The 18,986-nt window shown below is 69.2% G+C and carries 21 protein-coding genes, 3 tRNA genes and 1 pseudogene; 13 read left to right on the top strand and 12 right to left on the bottom strand.

Annotation, left to right across the window (positions count from 1 at the left end):
• Positions 1-85 precede the first annotated feature (85 nt).
• The 4 genes from ABD256_RS10865 to ABD256_RS10880 all read right to left on the bottom strand — a co-directional run bounded on the left by ABD256_RS10865 (position 86) and on the right by ABD256_RS10880 (position 2,601).
• Positions 86-1,189: an ABC transporter substrate-binding protein gene (locus ABD256_RS10865; RefSeq protein ID WP_344416342.1), complete on the bottom strand. Its 1,104-nt coding sequence runs from the start codon at positions 1,187-1,189 to the stop codon at positions 86-88.
• Between the two features lie 53 nt (positions 1,190-1,242).
• Positions 1,243-1,314 (bottom strand) — tRNA-Glu (locus ABD256_RS10870).
• A 76-nt stretch (positions 1,315-1,390) separates the two neighbouring features.
• On the bottom strand, positions 1,391-2,005 hold the full coding sequence (locus tag ABD256_RS10875; RefSeq protein ID WP_344416344.1) for a TetR/AcrR family transcriptional regulator C-terminal domain-containing protein: 615 nt from the start codon (positions 2,003-2,005) through the stop codon (positions 1,391-1,393).
• Between the two features lie 17 nt (positions 2,006-2,022).
• Positions 2,023-2,601, bottom strand: a complete 579-nt coding sequence (locus tag ABD256_RS10880) for a putative glycolipid-binding domain-containing protein (RefSeq protein ID WP_344416347.1) — start codon at positions 2,599-2,601, stop codon at positions 2,023-2,025.
• A gap of 43 nt (positions 2,602-2,644) precedes the next feature.
• On the opposite strand from ABD256_RS10880, the gene ABD256_RS10885 reads away from it, so the two are divergent.
• Positions 2,645-3,301, top strand: coding sequence for a TetR family transcriptional regulator (locus ABD256_RS10885; RefSeq protein ID WP_344416349.1), 657 nt, complete (start codon positions 2,645-2,647; stop codon positions 3,299-3,301).
• 1,223 nt (positions 3,302-4,524) lie between these two features.
• Here ABD256_RS10885 and ABD256_RS10890 read toward each other — a convergent pair.
• The 5 genes and pseudogenes from ABD256_RS10890 to ABD256_RS10910 all read right to left on the bottom strand — a co-directional run bounded on the left by ABD256_RS10890 (position 4,525) and on the right by ABD256_RS10910 (position 7,583).
• Positions 4,525-4,597 (bottom strand) — tRNA-Arg (locus ABD256_RS10890).
• A gap of 58 nt (positions 4,598-4,655) precedes the next feature.
• A tRNA-Ser gene (locus tag ABD256_RS10895) sits at positions 4,656-4,745 on the bottom strand.
• A gap of 69 nt (positions 4,746-4,814) precedes the next feature.
• Complete coding sequence (locus tag ABD256_RS10900; protein WP_425546436.1) at positions 4,815-6,491, bottom strand: phosphatidylglycerol lysyltransferase domain-containing protein; 1,677 nt, start codon at positions 6,489-6,491, stop codon at positions 4,815-4,817.
• 32 nt (positions 6,492-6,523) lie between these two features.
• Positions 6,524-6,827: pseudogene (locus ABD256_RS10905) on the bottom strand (hypothetical protein); the annotation flags it as partial.
• Positions 6,828-6,953: 126 nt separating this feature from the next.
• Positions 6,954-7,583 carry a dienelactone hydrolase family protein gene (locus ABD256_RS10910; RefSeq protein WP_344416353.1) on the bottom strand — a complete coding sequence of 210 codons (630 nt, stop codon included), beginning with the start codon at positions 7,581-7,583 and terminating at the stop codon, positions 6,954-6,956.
• A 144-nt stretch (positions 7,584-7,727) separates the two neighbouring features.
• Here ABD256_RS10910 and hisC point away from each other — a divergent pair, with 144 nt between their 5' ends.
• The 3 genes from hisC (at position 7,728) to ABD256_RS10925 (ending at position 9,999) form a co-directional block, all read left to right on the top strand.
• Complete coding sequence (gene hisC, locus ABD256_RS10915; RefSeq protein WP_344416355.1) at positions 7,728-8,783, top strand: histidinol-phosphate transaminase; 1,056 nt, start codon at positions 7,728-7,730, stop codon at positions 8,781-8,783.
• Between the two features lie 84 nt (positions 8,784-8,867).
• The gene (locus tag ABD256_RS10920) at positions 8,868-9,761 is read left to right on the top strand and encodes a helix-turn-helix domain-containing protein (RefSeq protein ID WP_344416357.1); all 894 of its coding nucleotides are present in this window, start codon (positions 8,868-8,870) and stop codon (positions 9,759-9,761) included.
• Complete coding sequence (locus ABD256_RS10925) at positions 9,724-9,999, top strand: DUF397 domain-containing protein (protein WP_425546429.1); 276 nt, start codon at positions 9,724-9,726, stop codon at positions 9,997-9,999. Before ABD256_RS10920 ends, ABD256_RS10925 begins: the two co-directional genes overlap by 38 nt.
• A gap of 461 nt (positions 10,000-10,460) precedes the next feature.
• Here the strand turns inward: ABD256_RS10925 and ABD256_RS10930 are convergent, their stop codons facing one another.
• Together ABD256_RS10930 and ABD256_RS10935 are read right to left on the bottom strand one after the other, a co-directional pair.
• Positions 10,461-10,781 carry a hypothetical protein gene (locus tag ABD256_RS10930; RefSeq protein WP_344416362.1) on the bottom strand — a complete coding sequence of 107 codons (321 nt, stop codon included), beginning with the start codon at positions 10,779-10,781 and terminating at the stop codon, positions 10,461-10,463.
• Positions 10,782-10,841: 60 nt separating this feature from the next.
• Positions 10,842-11,606, bottom strand: a complete 765-nt coding sequence (locus tag ABD256_RS10935) for a sulfite exporter TauE/SafE family protein (protein ID WP_344416364.1) — start codon at positions 11,604-11,606, stop codon at positions 10,842-10,844.
• Between the two features lie 186 nt (positions 11,607-11,792).
• Between ABD256_RS10935 and ABD256_RS10940 the strand changes: the two genes are divergently transcribed.
• Genes ABD256_RS10940 through ABD256_RS10950 form a run of 3 tightly spaced genes read left to right on the top strand, consistent with a single transcriptional unit; the run spans position 11,793 to position 13,346 of the window.
• The gene (locus ABD256_RS10940) at positions 11,793-12,125 is read left to right on the top strand and encodes a plasmid stabilization protein (protein ID WP_344416367.1); all 333 of its coding nucleotides are present in this window, start codon (positions 11,793-11,795) and stop codon (positions 12,123-12,125) included.
• Positions 12,126-12,138: 13 nt separating this feature from the next.
• Positions 12,139-12,549, top strand: coding sequence for an ATP-binding protein (locus tag ABD256_RS10945; protein ID WP_344416369.1), 411 nt, complete (start codon positions 12,139-12,141; stop codon positions 12,547-12,549).
• On the top strand, positions 12,546-13,346 hold the full coding sequence (locus ABD256_RS10950; RefSeq protein WP_344416371.1) for a SigB/SigF/SigG family RNA polymerase sigma factor: 801 nt from the start codon (positions 12,546-12,548) through the stop codon (positions 13,344-13,346). The genes ABD256_RS10945 and ABD256_RS10950 overlap by 4 nt, the downstream gene beginning before the upstream one ends.
• Here ABD256_RS10950 and ABD256_RS10955 read toward each other — a convergent pair.
• Positions 13,343-14,107, bottom strand: coding sequence for an SDR family oxidoreductase (locus tag ABD256_RS10955; protein ID WP_344416374.1), 765 nt, complete (start codon positions 14,105-14,107; stop codon positions 13,343-13,345). The genes ABD256_RS10950 and ABD256_RS10955 overlap by 4 nt on opposite strands.
• Positions 14,108-14,180: 73 nt before the next feature.
• Here ABD256_RS10955 and ABD256_RS10960 point away from each other — a divergent pair, with 73 nt between their 5' ends.
• Genes ABD256_RS10960 through ku form a run of 6 tightly spaced genes read left to right on the top strand, consistent with a single transcriptional unit; the run spans position 14,181 to position 18,898 of the window.
• A complete protein-coding gene (locus ABD256_RS10960) occupies positions 14,181-14,699 on the top strand; it encodes a CGNR zinc finger domain-containing protein (RefSeq protein ID WP_344416376.1) in 519 nt (172 codons plus the stop codon).
• Between the two features lie 60 nt (positions 14,700-14,759).
• Entirely contained in the window at positions 14,760-15,572 is an 813-nt protein-coding gene (locus ABD256_RS10965) for a class I SAM-dependent methyltransferase (protein WP_344416379.1), read from the top strand.
• Between the two features lie 29 nt (positions 15,573-15,601).
• Complete coding sequence (locus tag ABD256_RS10970; RefSeq protein WP_344416381.1) at positions 15,602-16,162, top strand: DNA polymerase ligase N-terminal domain-containing protein; 561 nt, start codon at positions 15,602-15,604, stop codon at positions 16,160-16,162.
• On the top strand, positions 16,159-17,103 hold the full coding sequence (gene ligD / locus ABD256_RS10975) for a non-homologous end-joining DNA ligase (protein ID WP_344416383.1): 945 nt from the start codon (positions 16,159-16,161) through the stop codon (positions 17,101-17,103). The genes ABD256_RS10970 and ligD (ABD256_RS10975) overlap by 4 nt, the downstream gene beginning before the upstream one ends.
• Positions 17,100-17,984 (top strand): non-homologous end-joining DNA ligase, encoded by an 885-nt coding sequence (gene ligD / locus ABD256_RS10980; protein ID WP_344416385.1) that lies wholly within the window; start codon positions 17,100-17,102, stop codon positions 17,982-17,984. The genes ligD (ABD256_RS10975) and ligD (ABD256_RS10980) overlap by 4 nt, the downstream gene beginning before the upstream one ends.
• On the top strand, positions 17,984-18,898 hold the full coding sequence (gene ku, locus ABD256_RS10985) for a non-homologous end joining protein Ku (protein WP_344416387.1): 915 nt from the start codon (positions 17,984-17,986) through the stop codon (positions 18,896-18,898). The genes ligD (ABD256_RS10980) and ku overlap by 1 nt, the downstream gene beginning before the upstream one ends.
• Positions 18,899-18,986: the final 88 nt, after the last annotated feature.

An 18,986-nucleotide genomic window follows, 5' to 3' on the forward strand; every position in this document is an offset into this window, starting at 1 on the left:
GATGCCCGGAACAGGCTAGCGATGGGCTGGACGGGCGAGTGCTCAGTTGGCAAATCGATGCCGGTTCTTGAGCAAAGCGACGAACTCAGCCGGTGTAGCGAATCCGAAAGCGATCGGGTGCCGCCGGATCCCGGTCGACGACCTGGACCGGCGCCCAAGCCCACTGCCGGACGCCGATGCCCGGCGCACGGGAGAACTCGATCCGCCCCCGGGTGCCTTCGACCGAGACGTGCGGCCAGGATTCGGCGATGCGCGCCCGATCCGTGCCGTGGGAACGCAGTACGTCGGCGAGGACGGAGACCGTGTCGTAGCCCTCGAACGCGACGAAGGAGGGGGCTCCGGCCAGCCGTTCGCGTAGCGCTTTCTCGACGCGTGTACCGAGCGGGCTGAGGAACTCGGGCAGGTAGCGCAGGAACGGAATCGCGGCACCGTCGTCGTCCAGTGCCGCCGCCCATTCAGCGAACTCCGGTTGCCCGGCCGGGGCGCCGATCATGATCTCGGTGAGGCGCCGGTCGTGCCGGACGGACCGGACGAGGGACACGGCCGGTTCCGGGTGACCGGCCAGGAGGAGAAGGGCCGTCGCGCGATTGCCGGCGAGTTCGTCGCACACAGCCGCGGGCGCGAGCGTGCCCGTGTCCAGTTCGATGACGGTGCCGCCCTGCGGCACGAGGCGGTCCCGCAGGATCCTGCTCCCGGACGCCCAGTAGGCGCTCGGCTGGGTCGCTACCGCGATCCGGCGGTGGCCCGCGCCGAGGAGGAAGTCCGCGTAGATCCGCCAGCCGTGGGACTGCGCCGGGGCGAGGCGCGCGACCCACTCCGTCGGCTGGTCGGTGAGCGCGTCGAGAACGGCCGACGAGCAGAGGAACGGCAGGCCGATGGCGTCGGCCCTGGTGGCGGCCGCGCGAGCGACGACGCTGTGGTACTCCCCCGCCACGGCGGTCACGCCCAGACCAGCCAATTCGTCGACGGCCGCCACGGCCAGCCGCGGATCGGCCGCGGTGTCCCGGATCACCAGCTCGAGTGGCCGTCCGGCGATCCCGCCGGTGTCGTTGACCTCGGACGCGGCCAGTTCGAGCCCGGCGAGCAGGTGGTGCCCCGCCTCGACCCAGCCGGGCCTGGTCAGCGGGACGAGAGCGCCGATCCGGACGGATGATCCGTCCGTCCGCTCCGCCGCGGGTGGCGTGCTCATGGGGTGGCCTCCGGTGTGCCGGTCCGGTCGCGGTGCGCTCGAACCGCGCTGGGCAACGCGTGCGGGAATCGAACCCGCGCCTCCGGGCGGAGCACCCGGTGTCCGTACCGCTGGACCAACGCGCCTGGCCCGCCGGCCTTCTCAGGCCTGAATCGGAAAACCGGCGGCACCGGGAATGAGATCAAAATGCGACCGCGCGGTTCAACCGGTTTTCCGGGCGGCGGCCAGTCCGTCCAAAATGACCTTGACACCGAGTTCGAACAGGTCGTCGTCGGAAAGCCTGCCGAACGCGGGGGCCACAGTGGACAAACACGGGTAGTCGGCGAGCCGGTCGGTGAAGGCCTTCGTTTCCGCGGGATCCGGCTGCTCACCGGCGACGGAGGTCAGCACGTGCGCGGTGAGGAGGCGGGAGATGCCCGCGGTCTCGTCGGCGGAAAACCCGGCGCCGAGCAGGATCCGGACGGTGGTCTCGACGTGCCCGAGCCGGTGCGGCCCCACCGGCGGCCGTTCCCGCAGCAAGGTGGCGGCGTCCCGATGGGTGAGAACCAGCGCGCGGAACTGGCGGAGCCCGCTCACGAGCTGGTCGCGCCACGGCGCGCTCTCGTCGATGTCGAAGGCGTCCGTGCAGATCGCCTCGGCCACCAGGTCCAGCAGCTCGGCCTTGTTCTTCACGTGCCAGTACAGCGTCGGCGACTGGACCCCGAGCTTCGCGGCCAGCCTGCGCGTGCTCAGCTCGGCGAGGCCGACCTCGTCCAGCAGTTCGACGGCGGCTTCGGTGATGCGGTGCTGGTCGAGCCGGGGCTTGCGGCCTTCCATGCGCCCGACCCTACTCGTCACGCGGCGCGCACGGCGATTCCGGGATAGTCCAGCACCAGGCCCGATTCGTCGTAGCTCAGGCGGCATTCGAAGTCGAAGGCGGGCGCGCGGTAGTCGTAGCTCAGCCCGTCGGCGCGGTAGGTCTGCGCGAGCGTCGTCACACCGAGGTCCCGCGCGCGGACGTAGGCGGCCGGGGCCTCGGCCGTGGCACCGTCGGCGAGGGCGAGGCGGTGCACCGGCAGCGTGTTCGTCACCGCGGAGGACTCCAGGTCCACGTCGAGGCAGCCGTCGAGCTCTGGCACGTACGCGCCGTCGACAGTCCAGCGGCCCGCCCCGTCCGCTTCGAGCACCCGCGTCGCGGAGTGCCCGCGAACCTCGGCCCGCCGCGTCGCCCACTTCGCGTCGACGGTGATCGTGTAGCCGACGATCCAGGTCTGCCCCTCCTCGACGGCCGTAGTGCATCCGGTGAACCGCCACCCGTCGCCGAGCCGGTGGAAGTGGACGACCTCGAACCCGTCGCGAAGACCCTGGTGCCGCCACGCCGCGGTGGCCGGAAATGCCGAGAACCCCATCCGCCGAGCCTTCCAGAACCGCATCGTCCTAACAAGACTGCGCTGGTCAGGCTGTTAGGCTCGGCGGGTGACGGAGAAGCTCGGGTTGCGTGAGCGCAAGAAGCTGCGCACGCGGGAAACGGTGGCGGGCGTCGCGCTGCGGATGTTCCTGGAGTCGGGTTTCGACGCCGTCTCGGTCGCCGAAGTCGCCGAAGCGGCGGACGTCTCGAAGATGACGGTCTTCAACTACTTCCCCGCCAAGGAAGACCTCGTCATGCACCACATCGCCGACCACGCCGGCGAATACGCGCGCGTGATCGCCGAACGCCAGGCGAAACAGGCCCCGCTCGACGCGCTGCGGGAGCACTACCTCGCCGGCCTCGCCGCGCACGACCCGAGCACCGGCCTTTCCGACAGCGAGAACTTCCTGGCGTTCATCAAAATGGTGTTCGACACCCCCACGCTCATGATGCGGGTGAGCGCGCAGGCCGCCAGCCAAGAGGCGACCCTGACCGCCGCCTTCGCCTCCGCACTGGGCACCGCCGACGACGACATCGTCCCCTACACCGCCGCGCACCAGACGACCGCGGTCCTGCGGGCACTGGGCACGCGCAACACCCAGCGCATGCTCGCGGGCGAACGCGCCGACGACGTGCACGAAACCGCCGTCACCGAAACAGAGGCGGCCTTCGACCTCCTCGCCCGCGGTCTCGCCCACACCGGCCTCGCGAAGCGCCGTCGTTGATTCGTCCTCAATGGACGTCCAAAATGGACGGTATGACCAGGTTCCACGACGGTCGCGCCCCGAAGGACGCGGTGGTGCTGTGCGCGCGTCGATTCCAGCGAGGGGCGGTGGAGGCGTGCGCGTGGTCCCTGAAGGATGCTCCTATAGAGGCCGAGGTGAGGTCCGCTGCGCATGCCCTGAAGGTGCCCTTCGGGGAATCTGACGCCGCGAAGGGCACCTTCAGGGCATGCGCTGGGATTTCGCCGCCCGCGCCTCTTCCCCCGTCCGCGCTGAAGGCCCCTGCAGGCGCCTTCAGGGATGTGCATGCCGCGGATGCGGCCTTCACCGGGGCTGCTCCCGCTCCAGGGCGCATGCCCTGAAGGTGCCCTTGAGGGAATCTGACGCCGCGAAGGTCACCTTCAGGGCATGCGCTGGGATTTCGCCGCCCGCGCCTCTTCCCCCGTCCGCGCTGAAGGCCCCTGCAGGGGCCTTCAGGGATGTGCATGCCGCGGATGCGGCCTTTCACCGGGGCTGCTCCCGCTCCAGGGCGCATGCCCTGAAGGTGCCCTTGAGGGAATCTGACGCCGCGAAGGTCACCTTCAGGGCATCAGCACCACCACGCCGCACGCCGCGAGGGGCGAGATCGCGGCGTCAGATTCCCCGAAGGCGCCCTTCACGGACCAAGCCCCCGGGCGGCTCCACGCATCCGCCACCCACCTCACCAGAATCAACGCGCACACATCATCACTGTGACCTTCGGGGACTCTGACGCCACTTTTCTTCCCTTCGCGAACGTGCGGCCAGGGCCGTTCATGCCCTGAAGGACGCTTCCGCAGAGGTCGAGGCGAGGTCCGCCGCGCCTTCTCCGAGGGCGCCTGTCAGGGCATCTGCTGGGATATCGCAGCTCGCGCCTCTTCTCGTTTCCGTGCTGGCGCCTCGAAAGGGGTCTTCAGGGGCGTGAATGCGGCCTTCGTGGGCCCACCTTGCTCCGGGGTACCTGCCCTGAAGGTGCCCTTGAGGGAAATCTGGTGCCGTGAACGGCACCTTCACGGCACCAGCATCACCACGCCGCGCGCCGCGAAGGGCGAGATTGGGGCGTCGGATTCCCCGAAGGCGCCCTTCGGGGAATCCGAACACTCCGGGGCACCAAGGTCGCAACGAGCCGCGCCCCGCGCTCAGTGCGCCGAGACTCAAAAAGAAGAAACCCCCTGCATGCAGGGGGTTTCCGCTGTCTCAACCAGACGTGCGCCCGAAGGGATTCGAACCCCTAACCTTCTGATCCGTAGTCAGATGCTCTATCCGTTGAGCTACGGGCGCAGTGTTCAGTTGTCGCCGACCGGAGTCGACGGTGGTGCTCGAGCGAGTCGAGCACCGGCGGAGGCTCCGGGATTTGAACCCGGGAGGGGGGGTTACCCCCAACCGCATTAGCAGTGCGGCGCCATAGACCAGACTAGGCGAAGCCTCCCAGGCCCAACGACCACTGCCGAGACAGATTACACAGGGTCTTCCAGGCCGGGCAAAGCACCCCCCTCCCTCAGCGGTGCAGCACCTTGAGCAGGCGCGGGGAGCGCCCGCCGAGTCCTTCGGCTTCGAAGACCGCGAGGCCGACTCTCGGCAGCTCACGCACGCCGGGGTAGACGAGGTAGCGCGGCAGCCAGCGCGGCTGGAACTTGGCGTTGAAGCGGTACAGGGTCTCGATCTGGATCCACTTCGAGAAGAAGCCGATGACGTTCGCGGTCAGCCGCGCCACCGGGCCGGCGCCGATGCGCCTGCCCTGTTCGAGCACGGCCCGGAAGGCGGCGAAGTTCAGCGAAACGTGACGAATCCCATGGTCCTTCGCCGCGGTGAGCAGTTCCGAGATCATCAGCTCGTTCACGCCGTTGTCCGCGGCACGATCACGGCGCATCACGTCCAGTGACAGGCCGTGCTCACCCCACGGCACGAACTGGAGCAGGCCGCGCACGCGCCCGCCCTGCTCGGCGGTGACCAGCACCGAGCCCGCGTCCCCGATCCGGCCGAGCGCCATCGCGAAGCCGCGTTCGGTGTCGGTGCCCCGCCAGTTCGCCGCCAGCGCGGCCAGCTCGGACATCTCCTCGTGCGTCAGCTCCTCGGCCTTTCGCACGAGCACCTTGTACCCGGCGCGCTTCGTCCGCGAGACGGCCTGGCGGACGCCCCGCATGATGCGCCCGTCCAGGGTGAACGTCTCCGTGTCCACGATGGCCTCGTCGCCGATCTCCAGCACGTCGAGGCCGAACCGCGCCCACACCGTGGCGCCCAGCTCGGAGCAGCCCAGCACGGCGGGCACCCAGCCGTGCCGGCGGCACACCTCCAGGTACTCCTCGATCGCCCCTGGCCACGCTTCGCTGTCGCCGAGGGGGTCCGCGGAGCACACCGCGACCCCGGCGATCGGCCGGTAGGTCAGCGCCGCCTTCCCCGAGCGGGAGAACACCGCGAACTTGTCGGGGCGCAGCGCGAAGTAGCCGAGCGAGTCCCGTTCGCCGTGCGCGTCGATCAGCTCGCGCAGCCGCTCGACGTCGGAGTCCGGCAGGTTCGGCGCCGGCTCGGCGGAGCGCAGCAGGAAGTACGCGGCGACCAGCACCGCGCCGAGCCCGAACAGCAGCCCGACGGCGGCGGTCAGGGTGTCCAGCCAGTCCTGGTGGAACACCGCGGGCCCGCTCACCCCGGCCAGCGCGAGCGCGGAGTGGACCAGCTTGTCGCGGAACGACATCGGCTCGACGACCGAATGCGAGGACGCGGACAGCAGCACGAAGTTGATCACCAGCCCGGCCAGCAGGAGCTGGACGAAGACCCGTACCGCGCGCCAGCGGCCCGTCACCGGGTCGGGCAGCGCCACGAAGTGCCGCCGCGTGAGCAGCAGCGCGACCAGCAGGGCGGCCGAAACGATGCCCGCGCCCGCGGCGTGCTTGAGACCGATGTGCGACACCGACAGCAGCACGCAGGTGGCCACCGCGAGCTGCCACGCGCGCCGCTTGCGCCGCCGCAGCCCGGCCGCGAGCAGCACCAGCAGCACGCCGGTGACCAGCACCACCGCGGCGGCGGCCGTCGTCGCGTCCTGCGGCAGCTCCAGCCACTCGGCGATGTGCCCGCGCAGGTTCCGCCGCCCGATGGGCACCAGTACCGAGACGACCGCGGCCAGCCCGGCCAGCCTGGCGACCCAGGTGATGGCCACCACGGGCACCTTCCCGGTCAGCGCCCAGCGCAGCTCTGTCCTTGCCTCCCCGCTCACCTGTACTTCAGCAAGATCATGTGCCCCGCAATTCCCCTGTGTGCCCATCCCGGCGGCACCAGCTCGACGAACGGCGCCGGCGAGCCGGGATCGGCCAGCGCGTCCCTGCTCACGGCCCGTTCGGGTGCTACCCCGGACAGGATCTTCTTAACCGGTACCTCACACTTTCTACCGTTGAGCGTGCGCGGCACCGCACTCACCACCACGAACCGATCGGGTAAGTCTCGTGGTGACAGCGCGCCACGAAGCCTCCCCGGGTAAGAGCGGTTCGATCGCGTCAAGCGTTACGCCGGGGCGTAGTCGGTCAGCGGCGTCGCCTCGACGGATTCGATTCGCCTGCCAGCCGCCGCACGCCGAATGAGCGTCCATTGTAGACATCTCCGTGAGCGCTTCGGGGATGTCACCGGAGCCGGGCCATGGCCCGCCTCAGCGGAGGTGCGCGTCGAACCAGTTCAGCGTGCGCTGCCAGGCTTCCACGGCGGCTTCGGGATCCGCGTCGAACCGGTGGTTGGCGCCGGGATAGCGCACCACGTTCGTCACCGCGCCGGAGTGGGCCGCGGCCTCGCGGAGCTGTTCGACCTCTTCGCCGCCGCTTTCGTCACCGGCGTCGCCGTAGATGCCCAGCCACGGGCTGGTGAGCTTGCCCGCGATGTCGACGAGCACCGGCAGTTCACCCGCGGCCTGGCCGCCGACGCTCACCGCGGCGCCGAGCCTGCGGTTGGAGGCCACCACGAGCGCGGCCGTGCCGCCGAGGTCGAAGCCGACCACCCCGAGCAGATCGGCCTGCACACCGTGGTCGACGAGCCAGGCGAGCGTGATGTCGGTCGCGCCGAGCACGTCGTCGCGGGTCAGGTTCTCGCCGGAAAAATGCGGCGTGACGGCGAGCCAGCCCTCGTCGGCGAGGCTCGCGACAAGCAATCGGACGCCGTCGGTCACGCCGTCGCCTTCGTGCAGGACGACGAGACCACCCCGCACCGAGCCGTCCGGCTCGGCGTAGGTCAGGCGGATCGCGCGGCCGTCCGAACGCTCGTAGTCATCGGTGTGGGTCTGCGTCATGTACACACTCAACCACCGCAGAGTGAACAGGAGAAGGAGTTCGGCTCACGAAGGTTCACGACGAAAGTCACGGGCACGGGACTCGACAAGGCGTATACCTTTCAGGTTGGCCTTACCGGCCCCGATTGACGAGGAGCGCTGAGCATGTCCGTCACCACTCGACCCGATCTGGTGTCGCTGCCCGGTTACAAGCCGGGACGCTCGATTCCTGGAGCGATCAAGCTCGCCAGCAACGAGGTGCCCGGCGGACCGCTGCCGAGTGTGCTCTCGGCCATCGCCGACGCGGCCGCGCAAGCGAACCGCTACCCGGACAGCGGCGCGTGGACGCTGGTGAACCGGCTTTCGGAGAAGCTCGGCGTGCCCGCCGACCGGATCGCGGTCGGCTGCGGCTCGGTTTCGCTGTGCCAGCAGCTCGTGCAGTCGCTGTGCGAGCCCGGTGACGAAGTGCTCTTCGCGTGGCGCTCGTTCGAGGCGTACCCGATCACCACGCAGGTCGCGAACGCGCGCGTGGTCACCGCACCGCTCGACGCCTCGCACACGCACGACCTCGGCGCGCTGCTCGCCGCGGTCACACCGCGCACGAAGGTGCTCTACGTCTGCAACCCCAACAACCCCACCGGCACCGTGCTCCACCGCGAAGCGCTGCGGGAGTTCCTGTCGAAGGTCCCGCCGCACGTCCTGGTGGTGCTCGACGAGGCGTACTTCGAATTCGTCACCGACCCGGAAGTGCCGGACGGCATGGAGTTCGCACGCGAATTCCCCAATGTGGCGGTGTTGCGGACTTTCTCGAAGGCGTACGGGCTCGCGGGCCTGCGCGTCGGGTACGCGGTGGCGCCGGAGGACGTCGTGGTCGCGCTGCGGAAGGTGTTCACCCCGTTCAGCGTCAACGCGGTCGCGCAGGCGGCGGCGGTGGCCTCGCTGGACGCGGAGGACGAGCTTCTGGCGCGCTGCACCGAAATCACCGCGGAACGCGACCGCGTGCGCGCGGCACTGGTCGAACTGGGTTACGAGATCCCGGAAACGCAAGCGAACTTCGTGTGGTTCCCGCTCGGCGAGCGCACCGTGGAGTTCGCGGAGTTCATGCTCGACCGCAAACTCGTCGTACGCCCCTTCGCGGGCGAAGGCGCGCGAGTGACGATCGGGACGCCTTCGGAGAACGACACCTTCCTCGACGCGGCTCGCGCCTTTCGCGACGCTTGACCAGGTGTCACGGCCACGCCCGTTGGGATGATCCGGCCGTGGCGCTGTGTCCTTCCGGTATGGCGGCGGCCTACTTTTGGCCGCATGGTGCGGAAACGGAACTCATCGGCGCACAAGCGCGAGATCGGCGAAGCGCTGCGGAACGCCCGTGAACGGGCGAACCTGACGGCGGCGGAGCTGGCCGGGCGGCTGGACTGCTCGGCCAGCAAGGTCTCGCGGATGGAAAGCGGCCACCGGGGTGTGGCCGAGCTGGACCTGACCATGTTCCTGGCGAACTGCGGCACGCCGAGGAAGGAGGTCGTGGAGCTGCTGGAGGTCTTGCGGGAAAGCGACGACGGATATCGGCTGCGACCGCACCAGGAACGGTTGCCGGACGAGCTGCGCTCACTGATCGCGCAAGAGAACCTGGCGACCTCGATCATCTCCTTCGAACCGCAGGTCGTTCCGGGCTTGTTGCAGATCAAGGACTACGCACGAGCACTGTTCGGATGGACCGGCCGATTCGATGACGCCGGTATCGAGATGCGGGTCCGAGCGCGCATGGCACGCCAAAAGCGGCTTCGGCAACCGGATGCCCCCGCGTTCACGTTCTACCTGCCAGAGCAGACTTTGCGTGCCCAGGTTGTTCCCGCAGCACTGATGCATGACCAAGTGATGCATCTCCTGCTGATCAGCTCTTTCGATCACTGCACCATCCGGGTGGTGCCCGAGGCCGCTTGCCCGAGCGGGGTTCTCGGCCATACCTTCCAGCTGATGCGGTTCGCCGAACATCGACCCGTGGTGTATGTCGAAAACCAGACTGCGAGCCTGTTCCTGGAGAAGTCCGAAGACCTCGATGTGTATCGCCAGCGCTTGTCCAGAGTGGCCGAATTCGCATTGGATGGAGGAGAATCCCGAGAGTGGCTTGCCAGGTTGGCAAGCGAGTACAACTACGCGAAGGATGCCTCCAGTGGACAACCGCGGACTGGTCTGGCGTAAGAGCAGCTACAGCGGCGGCGACAACGGCGGCTGCGTAGAAGTCGCGCTCGTCTGGAACAAGAGCAGCCACAGCGGCGGCGGCAACGGCGGCTGCGTCGAAGTCGCCAAGCACGCCACCGGTACCGCGATCCGCGACTCCAAGGCCCCCGCCTCCGGCCAGCTCGCCGCCTCCGCCCCCGCCTGGCGCGCCCTCCTCACCACCCTGCAGCGCCCCGAAGGTGACCTTCGGGGCATCTGAGTCCCCGAAAGTCACAGTGATGTGTGCGCGTCGGTTCCGGTGAGGTGGGTGGCGGATGCGTGGAGCCGTCGGGGCCTTGGTCCGTGAAGGGCGCCTTCGGGGAATCTGACGCCGCGATCTCGCCCCTCACGGCGGGCGGCGTGGTGGTGCTGATGCCCTGAAGGTGACCTTCGCGGCGTCAGATTCCCTCAAGGGCACCTTCAGGGCATGCGCCCTGGAGCGGAGCAGCCCCGGTGAAGGCCGCATCCGCGGCATGCACATCCCTGAAGGCCCCTGCAGGGGCCTGGGCGCGGACGGGGGGAAGAGGCGCGGGCGGCGAAATCCCAGCGCATGCCCTGAAGGTGACCTTCGCGGCGTCAGATTCCCCGAAGGGCACCTTCAGGGCATGCGCAGCGGACCTCACCTTGACCTCTATAGGAGCATCCTTCAGGGCATACGGGCCTGATACCGGGGCGCGGCGGTCAGTTCAGGCAGTGGGCGGCGACGTAGGCCTGCCAGGACAGGTACGGCTCGGGCGTGAGCATGGTGTAGTTGACGGAGTCGACCTGGCATTGCGTGGCCCAGTCGTAGCCGTTGGACGGCACCTGGATCTGGACGTAGTAGATGCCGTTGTCCCTCGCCGCCTCCTGGCTCGGTCCCGAACCGTAGGCGATGAACGACATCCAGGTTCCCGGTGGCGTCACGGTCGTGGCAGCGGTCGTGGCAGCGGCGGTGGCGGCGCCGGTGACGGCCAGGAGCGCGGCTGCGGCGACGGTCGCGAGGGCTTTGCCGATTCTCGTCATGGGCCGCGACGGTACGGCTCCCTTCCGGGAGGGCTCCCGGGCTGGAGCCGGTACCCGGAACTACCGCAGGATCAACTGGATCACGGCGGCGACGCCGACGACGACGATGAGCGCGCGCAGCACGGTGGGCGAAAGCTTCCGGCCGATCTTCGCGCCGAGCAAGCCACCGAGCGTCGAGCCGAGCGCGAGCAGGCCGACGACCGCCCAGTCCACCGGCGCGGTGAACGCGTAGATCGTCCCGGCGACCAGGTTCACCACCGCCGAGAGCACGTTCTTGATGCCGTTGAGCTGCTGGAGCGTGTCGCTGAGCAGCATGCCCATCACGGCGACCAGCATCACGCCCTGCGCGGCGGTGAAGTAGCCGCCGTAGATGCCGATCAGGAAGATCAGGAACAGCAGCAGCGGGCCGCCGTGCGACTGCGGCGTCCCGTTCGCCTCGCGCCGCTTCGTCACCCAGCCGCCGACCTTCGGCTGGACGATCACCAGCACCACCGCGAGCCCCACCAGCACCGGCACGATCGCTTCGAAGGCGTCCTTGGGCAGGGACAGCAGCAGGATCGTGCCGCCGATCGCGCCGAGGAACGACGCGACCGCGTACCTCGCCACCCGCGGCCACAGCCCGGCAAGCTCGTGCCGGTAGCCGTACGCCCCGGTGACCGTGCCGGGGGCCAGCCCGATCGCGTTCGAGGTGGTCGCGGTGACCGGCGGGTACCCGAGCGCCACCAGCACCGGGAAGGTCACCAGCGTGCCCGATCCCACCACCGCGTTGATGGTGCCCGCCCACACGCCGGCCAGTCCGATCAGCACCGCATGCCACCACGTCACGCTGCGCACCTTAAGCACTGTGGACACTTCACGCGTAGCGGTTGTGGTTGGTCAGACAGAATTCGCTGAGCCGGGTCCGGGATTCGCCAAAACCGCGTTCGAGCAGCGGCGCGGCGCCGGAACACCCCTGTTCGGCCCGGTTTGACCATGGCCGGAGCGGGTATCCCGTGCTGAAGGAGGTGCGAGATGCCCCAGCAAGCATGGAACGACAAGCGAGAGCGCCAGTACGAACACGTCAAGGCGTCGCAGAAGGACCGTGGCGCCGGTGAGGGCAGGGCCGAGGAGATCGCCGCGCGGACGGTCAACAAGAACCGCGCGCGCAGCGGCGAGTCCGCGCGGGCCAGCAGGACCTCGGTCAAGGACAAGTCACCGCAGCAGCGGGGCGGCGAGCGCGCCGGGAACCGCAAGGGGCCCGGTGGCCCGACGAAGGAGCAGCTCTACAACGACGCCAAGAAGCGAGGCATCAACGGCCGGTCCACGATGACCAAAAAGGAACTCCAGCAGGCGCTCGGGCGCTGATCGGCGGGTTGACGTGACAGATGGAACCGGCAAGGGCTCCCACGACATAGAGCTTCGGCTCCCGGCGGACCTCGTGCAGCTCCCGATCATCCGCGGTCTCGCTTCCACGATCGCGACACGGGCCGACTTCGACCTCGACGCCATCGCGGATCTGCGGCTCGCTGTGGACGAAGCGGCCTCCACGCTGATCACCAAGGCGGCACCGGAATCGACCATGGTGTGCACGTTCACGCTGGCGGACGACGAACTGCGCTTCACCGGCCGGGTGCTCACCCGCGAGCAGCAGGCACCCAGCACCGGCACGTTCGGCTGGCGCGTGCTGACCACGCTCACCGACTCCGCCACCGGCTGGATCGCCGCGAACGGGCAGGGCAACCTGATGCACATCCAGCTCTCCAAGCGGAAGCCGGTGGCCACGCCGTGAGCGAAACCGGCACGCGGTATCCCACCTCGTCCCACGAATACGAGCACCTTCGGCCGCTGTTCACCGAACTCGCCTCGCTCGAAGCGGACGACCCGCGCCGGGCGCGGATCCGCGACAAGCTGGTCACCGGGCACCTCCCGCTCGCCGAGCACATCGCGCAGCGGTTTTCCGGCCGCGGTGTCGCCAAGGAGGACCTCGTCCAGGTCGGCACCGTCGGCCTGATCAACGCGGTCGACCGCTTCGACGCCGAGCGCGGCGCGGACTTCCTGTCCTTCGCGGTGCCCACCGTGATGGGTGAGGTGCGCAGGCACTTCCGCGACACCGGGTGGCTGGTGCGCGTCCCCCGAAGACTCAAGGAACTCCACCTTTCCCTGTCCAACGCGAGCACGAAGCTCTCCCAGGAACTCGGCAGGGCCCCGACGCCGAGCGAACTGGCCGAGCACCTCGGCATCAGCAAGGACGATGTCTACGAAGGACTCGAAGCGGGCAACGCCTACAACTCCACCTCGCTGGACGAGGTGCTCACGGCCGACTCGGACAGCGCCGCGCTCGGCGACCTGCTCGGCGCCGAGGACGCCGGGCTGACCGGGGTGGAGAACAGCGGCGCGCTGGAGCCGCTGGTCGCGGCGCTGCCCGATCGCGAACGGAAGATCCTCGCACTGCGGTTCGTGCACAACCTCACGCAGACCCAGATCGCCGAGCGGATCGGCGTCTCGCAGATGCACGTTTCGCGGCTGCTCGCCAGGAGCCTCACCGAGCTTCGCCGCGGTCTGTCCGAAGAGGACATTCCGGACTAGATCTCCTTCAGCATCCCGCCGTCGATCACGAAGTCCGAGCCGCTGATGTTCGGCGCCTGCCGCGACGCGAGGAACACCACCAGTGCGGCCACTTCGGACGGTTCGGTCATGTCCCCTGTGGACAGTCCGGTCAGCTCGGGGATCCGGTCGACGAACTCCGCCAGCGTCAGGCCAGCCCGGCGCGCCAGTTCCTCGCCGTTGCTGCCCGGTTCGGTCCACACCGTGGTCCGGACCGGTCCGGGCGAGATGGTGTTCACGCGCACGCCCCGCGCGCCGAACTCCTCGGCGAGCGACTTGCCGAGGCTCGCCAGCGCCGCCTTGGCCGCCGAGTAGGCGACCAGGTGCGGCACCGCGAGCCGCGAGTTCACCGAGCCGATGTTCACCACGCTGCCGCGGCGTTCGATGAGGCCGGGCAGCGCGGCGCGGGTGGCGCGGACCGTGCTCATCAGCGTGAGGTCCAGCGTGTGCGCCCAGTCCTCGTCGGTGGCCGAGAGGAAGCCGTCCGCGAGCGCGGTACCGCCGACGTTGTTGACCAGCAGGTCGATCCCGCCGAGTTCGGCCTCCGCGTACTCCACGAGGCGCTCGTTGCCCTCGGCCGTGGTCAGGTCGACCGGGATCGCGAGCGGGGTCAGCGCCGTCAGCTCCTCCGGAACCGTGCGGGCGCCTGCGACGACGCGGTACCCGTCGGCGACGAGCGCCTCCACCACCGCGAGGCCGATCCCCTTGCTCGCGCCCGTGACGATCGCGTTCTTGGCGTGCATTTTTTCATCCCCAAACACTAGCTAACGAGTTTACCGGTGTCAGTGTATAGTAAAACCGTTAGGTGGTGTCGCCATGGCTTGGGAACAGGGCCGTCCAGCGGCCGCGGAGTTCCACCGGGTGCCCGCGCCGCTCGTCCCCGTCTTCGATTTCGTCAACACGCTGGACGCGCGCTCGTTCGGTGGCCGGAGCACGAGCGACGACCTGCCGGACTGGCTCGGCGAGCACACCGACGACGAAGCGGCGCTCGCCGTGCGCCTGCGGACCGCGCTGCGCGGGCTGACCGAAGCGAACCGCGACGGAACAGCCGCGAGACCCGCCGAGTTCGACGCGCTCGGCGCCGAACTCCCGCTCAAGGCCCGCGTCGACGGCCTCGCGCCGATCGACACCGGCCTGCGCGGACGGCTGGAAGAGCTGCTGGCCAGCGTCGTGATCGCGACGGCGGACGGCTCGTGGGCGCGCATGAAGACCTGCGGCGCGCCGGACTGCCAGTGGGTCTTCTACGACCACTCCAAGCCCCGCAACGCGCGCTGGTGCTCGACCGCGGGCTGCGGCAACCGGATGAAGACCAGGGCCTACCGCGCGCGCGGGTGACCCCGTTTCCGCTAAACTTTTCACAAAGTTGTGAAAAGTTCTCAGCGCGGGGGCCGTCGGATGGAAAAGGTGCACTTCACCGAGGAGAAGGCGACCATGCTCGCCACCTTGTACGGGCGCGCGGTGGACGCCAGGCTCGACCGGCCGATCCTCGGCGACCACGCCGCGGCCGAAGCCGTCGACAAGATCGACTACGACTGGCGCAGGTTCGGGATGAACACCGACGCGGCACTGTCGGTCGCCGCGCGCGCCGCCGCGCTCGACGCCTGGACCAGGGAGTTCCTCGACGCGAACCCGGCCGCGACCGTGCTCCACCTCGGCTGCGGGATGGACACGCGCGTCTATCGGATGGACCCGCCCCCGGCGGTCCGCTGGTTCGACGTCGACTACCCGGAGACCGTCGAGCTGCGGGAGCGGCTCTACCCCGCCCGCGACGGCTACCGGATGATCGGCAGCTCCGTCACCGATCTCGGCTGGCTCGGCGAAGTCCCCGCGGACTGGCCCGCGCTCGTCGTCGCCGAGGGCCTGACCATGTACCTCGACCCGGCGAAGGGCCGCGCGCTGCTGCGGGCGCTGGTCGAGCGCTTCCCGTCCGGCGAGATGGCCTTCGACGTGTTCAGCAGGGCCTCGATCGCGACCCAGAAGATCAACACGCCGGTCCGCCGCTCCGGCGCGACGCTGCGCTGGGGCCTGAGCGGGCCCGCCGAACTGGAGGGCCTCGGGCTGACCGTGGTCGACGCGGTGAGCGCGATCGACCTCGCCGGCCCGGAGACCATCGACCGGTTCTCCGCCGCCGCGCGCTGGTCGCTCAAGGTGCTGAGCCGGATCGCGTTCGTGCGCAACATGAGCCACCTGGTCCGCTGCCGGTTTTGAGGTGATCCACCCGCGGGTATCCAGCGGTTATGGCGAAGGACGAGCTGGGCCCGTACCGCTCGAAGCGCGATCCGAAGCGGACGCCCGAGCCTCAGGGCTCGACGCGGCTCGCCGGGTCGCGCTTCGTCGTGCAGCGCCACGACGCCTCCAGCCTGCACTTCGACTTCCGCCTGGAGATCGACGGCGTGCTGGTGTCCTGGTCCGTCCCCAAAGGACCGTCGCTCGATCCGGACGAGAAGCGGCTGGCGATCCGCACCGAGGACCATCCACTGGACTATGTGGACTTCGAGGGCGTGATCCCGGCAGGCGAGTACGGCGGCGGCACGGTGATCGTGTGGGACACCGGCACGTTCAGCCATCTCGGCGACGGCTCACCCTGTGACGCGTTGCGCGACGGGCATCTTCGCGTCAAGCTCGACGGGACGAAGGTGAGCGGGGCTTTCTCCCTGGTCAAGACCCGCTACTCCGGCAGGCAGGAGCAGTGGTTGCTGATCAAGAAGGACGACGGGGGCGCCGACCGGCGGCGCAAGCCCGCGAAGACCCGGCCCGAGTCCGTGCTCTCCGGTGACACCAACGAGGACCTCGGGTGACCGGGCCCGGCTGGCGCGAACCGACGCTCGCGACGCTGACCCACGAGCCGTTCTCCGGTGAGAACTGGCTCTACGAGCGCAAGCTCGACGGCGTCCGCGCGATCTGCTCGCGTGACGGTGACGAGCCGAAACTGTGGTCGCGCAACCAGAAGGCGATGAACGGCGCCTACCCCGAAATCGTCGAGGCGCTGGCGAAGCACGGCGGTGACCGGTTCGTCGCGGACGGTGAGATCGTGGCGTTCGCCGGGAACCAGACGAGTTTCGGCGCGCTGCAGCCGCGCATCCACCTGACCGATCCCGAGCGCGCCCGCAAGACCGGCATCGAGGTCTTCTACTACCTGTTCGACCTCCTGTACTTCGACGGGCACGACGCGACGAGCCTGCCGTTGTGGCAGCGGAAGAAACTGCTCGAAGACGCTTTCGACTTCGAAGACCCGCTGCGGTTGTCCCGGCACCGCGACGGCGACGGGGAGAAGTTCTTCCGGGAAGCCTGCGCGAACGGCTGGGAAGGGCTGATCGCCAAACGCGCCGACGCCCCGTACCAGCACGGGCGGTCGCGGGACTGGCTGAAGTTCAAGTGCGTCAAGGACCAGGAGTTCGTGATCGGCGGGTTCACCGATCCGCAGGGCGCGCGGCACGGGTTCGGCGCGCTGCTGCTCGGCTACCACGACGAGAGCGGCCTGCGCTTCGCCGGGAAGGTCGGCACCGGGTACACCGAGGAAATCCTGCGGGACCTCACCGCGAAGCTGAAGAAGCTCGAACGGAAGTCCTCGCCGTTCGCCGAACCCGTGCACGAGAAGGGAATCCACTGGGTGCGGCCGGAGCTGGTCGCGCAGATCGGCTTCTCGGAGTGGACCGGCGACGGCAAGCTGCGCCACGCGCGGTTCGTCGGGCTCCGGAACGACAAGGCGGCCGAAGACGTGGTCCGGGAGGCTCGATGAAGGCCGAAGACGTCGAAGTTTCGCACACCGGCAAGGTTTTCTACCCCGAAGACGGACTGTCCAAAGGGGACGTCATCGCGCACTACCGGACGGTGGCCGCCGCCATGGTGCCGCACCTGCGGGGGCGGCCGTTGACGCTGCGCCGCTACCCGGACGGGATCGACGGTGCGGGCTGGTTCCAGAAGGAGGCGCCGGAGCACTTCCCGGACTGGGTCCGCGTCGAGGAAATGCCGCAGCGCGACGGCGGATCCGTGCACCACGTGGTGTGCGAGGACGAGGCGGCGCTGGTGTACCTGGCGAACCAGGCCACCATCGAGTTCCACATCTGGACCTCCACTGTGGACAGTCCGGAGCGGCCGGACCTGATGGTGCTCGACCTCGACCCGCCCGGCGGCACGGGTACCGCGAAACTGCGCGAGATCGCCCGCGGCGCCCGCGACCAGTTCGCGGAGATCGGGCTCGAGGTGTACCTGCAGGCGACCGGTGGGCGCGGTTTCCACCTCGTCGTCCCGCTCGACGCGACCGCGGACCACGACCTGGTGCGCACGCTCGCCCGCGAAGCCGCGGACAAGCTGGCCGAGCGCGACCCCGAGCACCTGACCACCGCGCAGCGCAAGGACAAGCGCGGCGACCGCGTCTTCCTCGACACCAACCGCAACGGCTACGCGCAGACCTTCGTCGCGCCCTACTCGCTGCGCGCGCGGCCGGGCGCCGCCGCCGCGACTCCGCTCGACTGGGCCGAACTGGGCAAGGCGGAACCGGGCGGCTGGCCGCCCGCGAAGCTGGGGAAGCGGCTCGCGCGCAAGGAAGACCCGTGGCGCGACCTGCACAAGGGCGGCGCGTCCGCGGAGAAGGCGTTGCGGAAGCTGAGGAGGGGCTGATGGCGAGGCCGATCTGGAGCGGGTCGATCAACTTCGGCCTCGTCACCGTGCCGGTGGCGTTGTACAGCGCGACCGAGGACCATTCGGTCCACTTTCGGCAGTTCGAACGCGGCACCGCCGACCGCATCCGGTACCGCAGGGTCAACGAGCGCACCGGGAAAGAGGTCGACTACGACAAGATCGTCAAGGGCTACGAGCTGGACGACGGCGAGTACGTGCTCGTCGAGCCGGAGGAACTGGACGAGATAGCGCCGGGCCGCTCGCGCACGATCGATATCGAGTCCTTTGTGGATCTCGAAGAGGTGGACCCGATCTACTTCCAGCGGACCTACTGGCTCGCCCCGGCGAAGGAGGAGTTCCACCGCGCGTACGTGCTCCTGCTGCAGGCGATGGCGAAGACGAACCGGGCCGGGATCGCGCGCTTCGTGATGCGCGGCCGGGAGTACCTCGCCGCGGTCCGCGCCGGTGACGGCGTGCTGACGCTGAACACCATGCACTTCGCCGCGGACATCCGCGACCCCGCGAAGGAGCTGAAGGAGCTGCCGGAGCAGAAGGCGCGCGGCAAGGAGCTCGACATGGCGGTCAGCCTCGTCGACTCGATGACCGGGCCGTGGCGGCCCGAGGAGTACGAGGACACCTACACCGAACGCGTCAAGAAGCTCATCGACGACAAGAAGGCGGGCCGCACGGTCACGCCGGAGTCCGGACCGGCCGAGCCGACGAAGGTCGTCGACCTGTTCGAGGCGCTTTCCCGCAGCGTGGAAGGCCGGAAGGGCGGCAAGCGCGCGAAGAAGAAGGCTGCCGTGTCCGACCTGAGCAAGGCGGACCTGGAGAAGCTCGCGCGCGAGCAGGACGTCAAGGGCCGGTCCAAGATGACGCGCGCCGAACTGGAGAAGGCGGTCAAGGCATCCTGACCCTGGCGGGGACCTCCGTGGCGGCGCTGATGCCGCGACATCGCCGAACTGGGCAAGATCGGCCGTTAGATCCCTGGGCCGCGTACCC

The sequence above is a fragment of the Amycolatopsis minnesotensis genome (genome assembly GCF_039529815.1).
GTDB classification, from domain to species: Bacteria; Actinomycetota; Actinomycetes; order Mycobacteriales; family Pseudonocardiaceae; genus Amycolatopsis; species Amycolatopsis minnesotensis.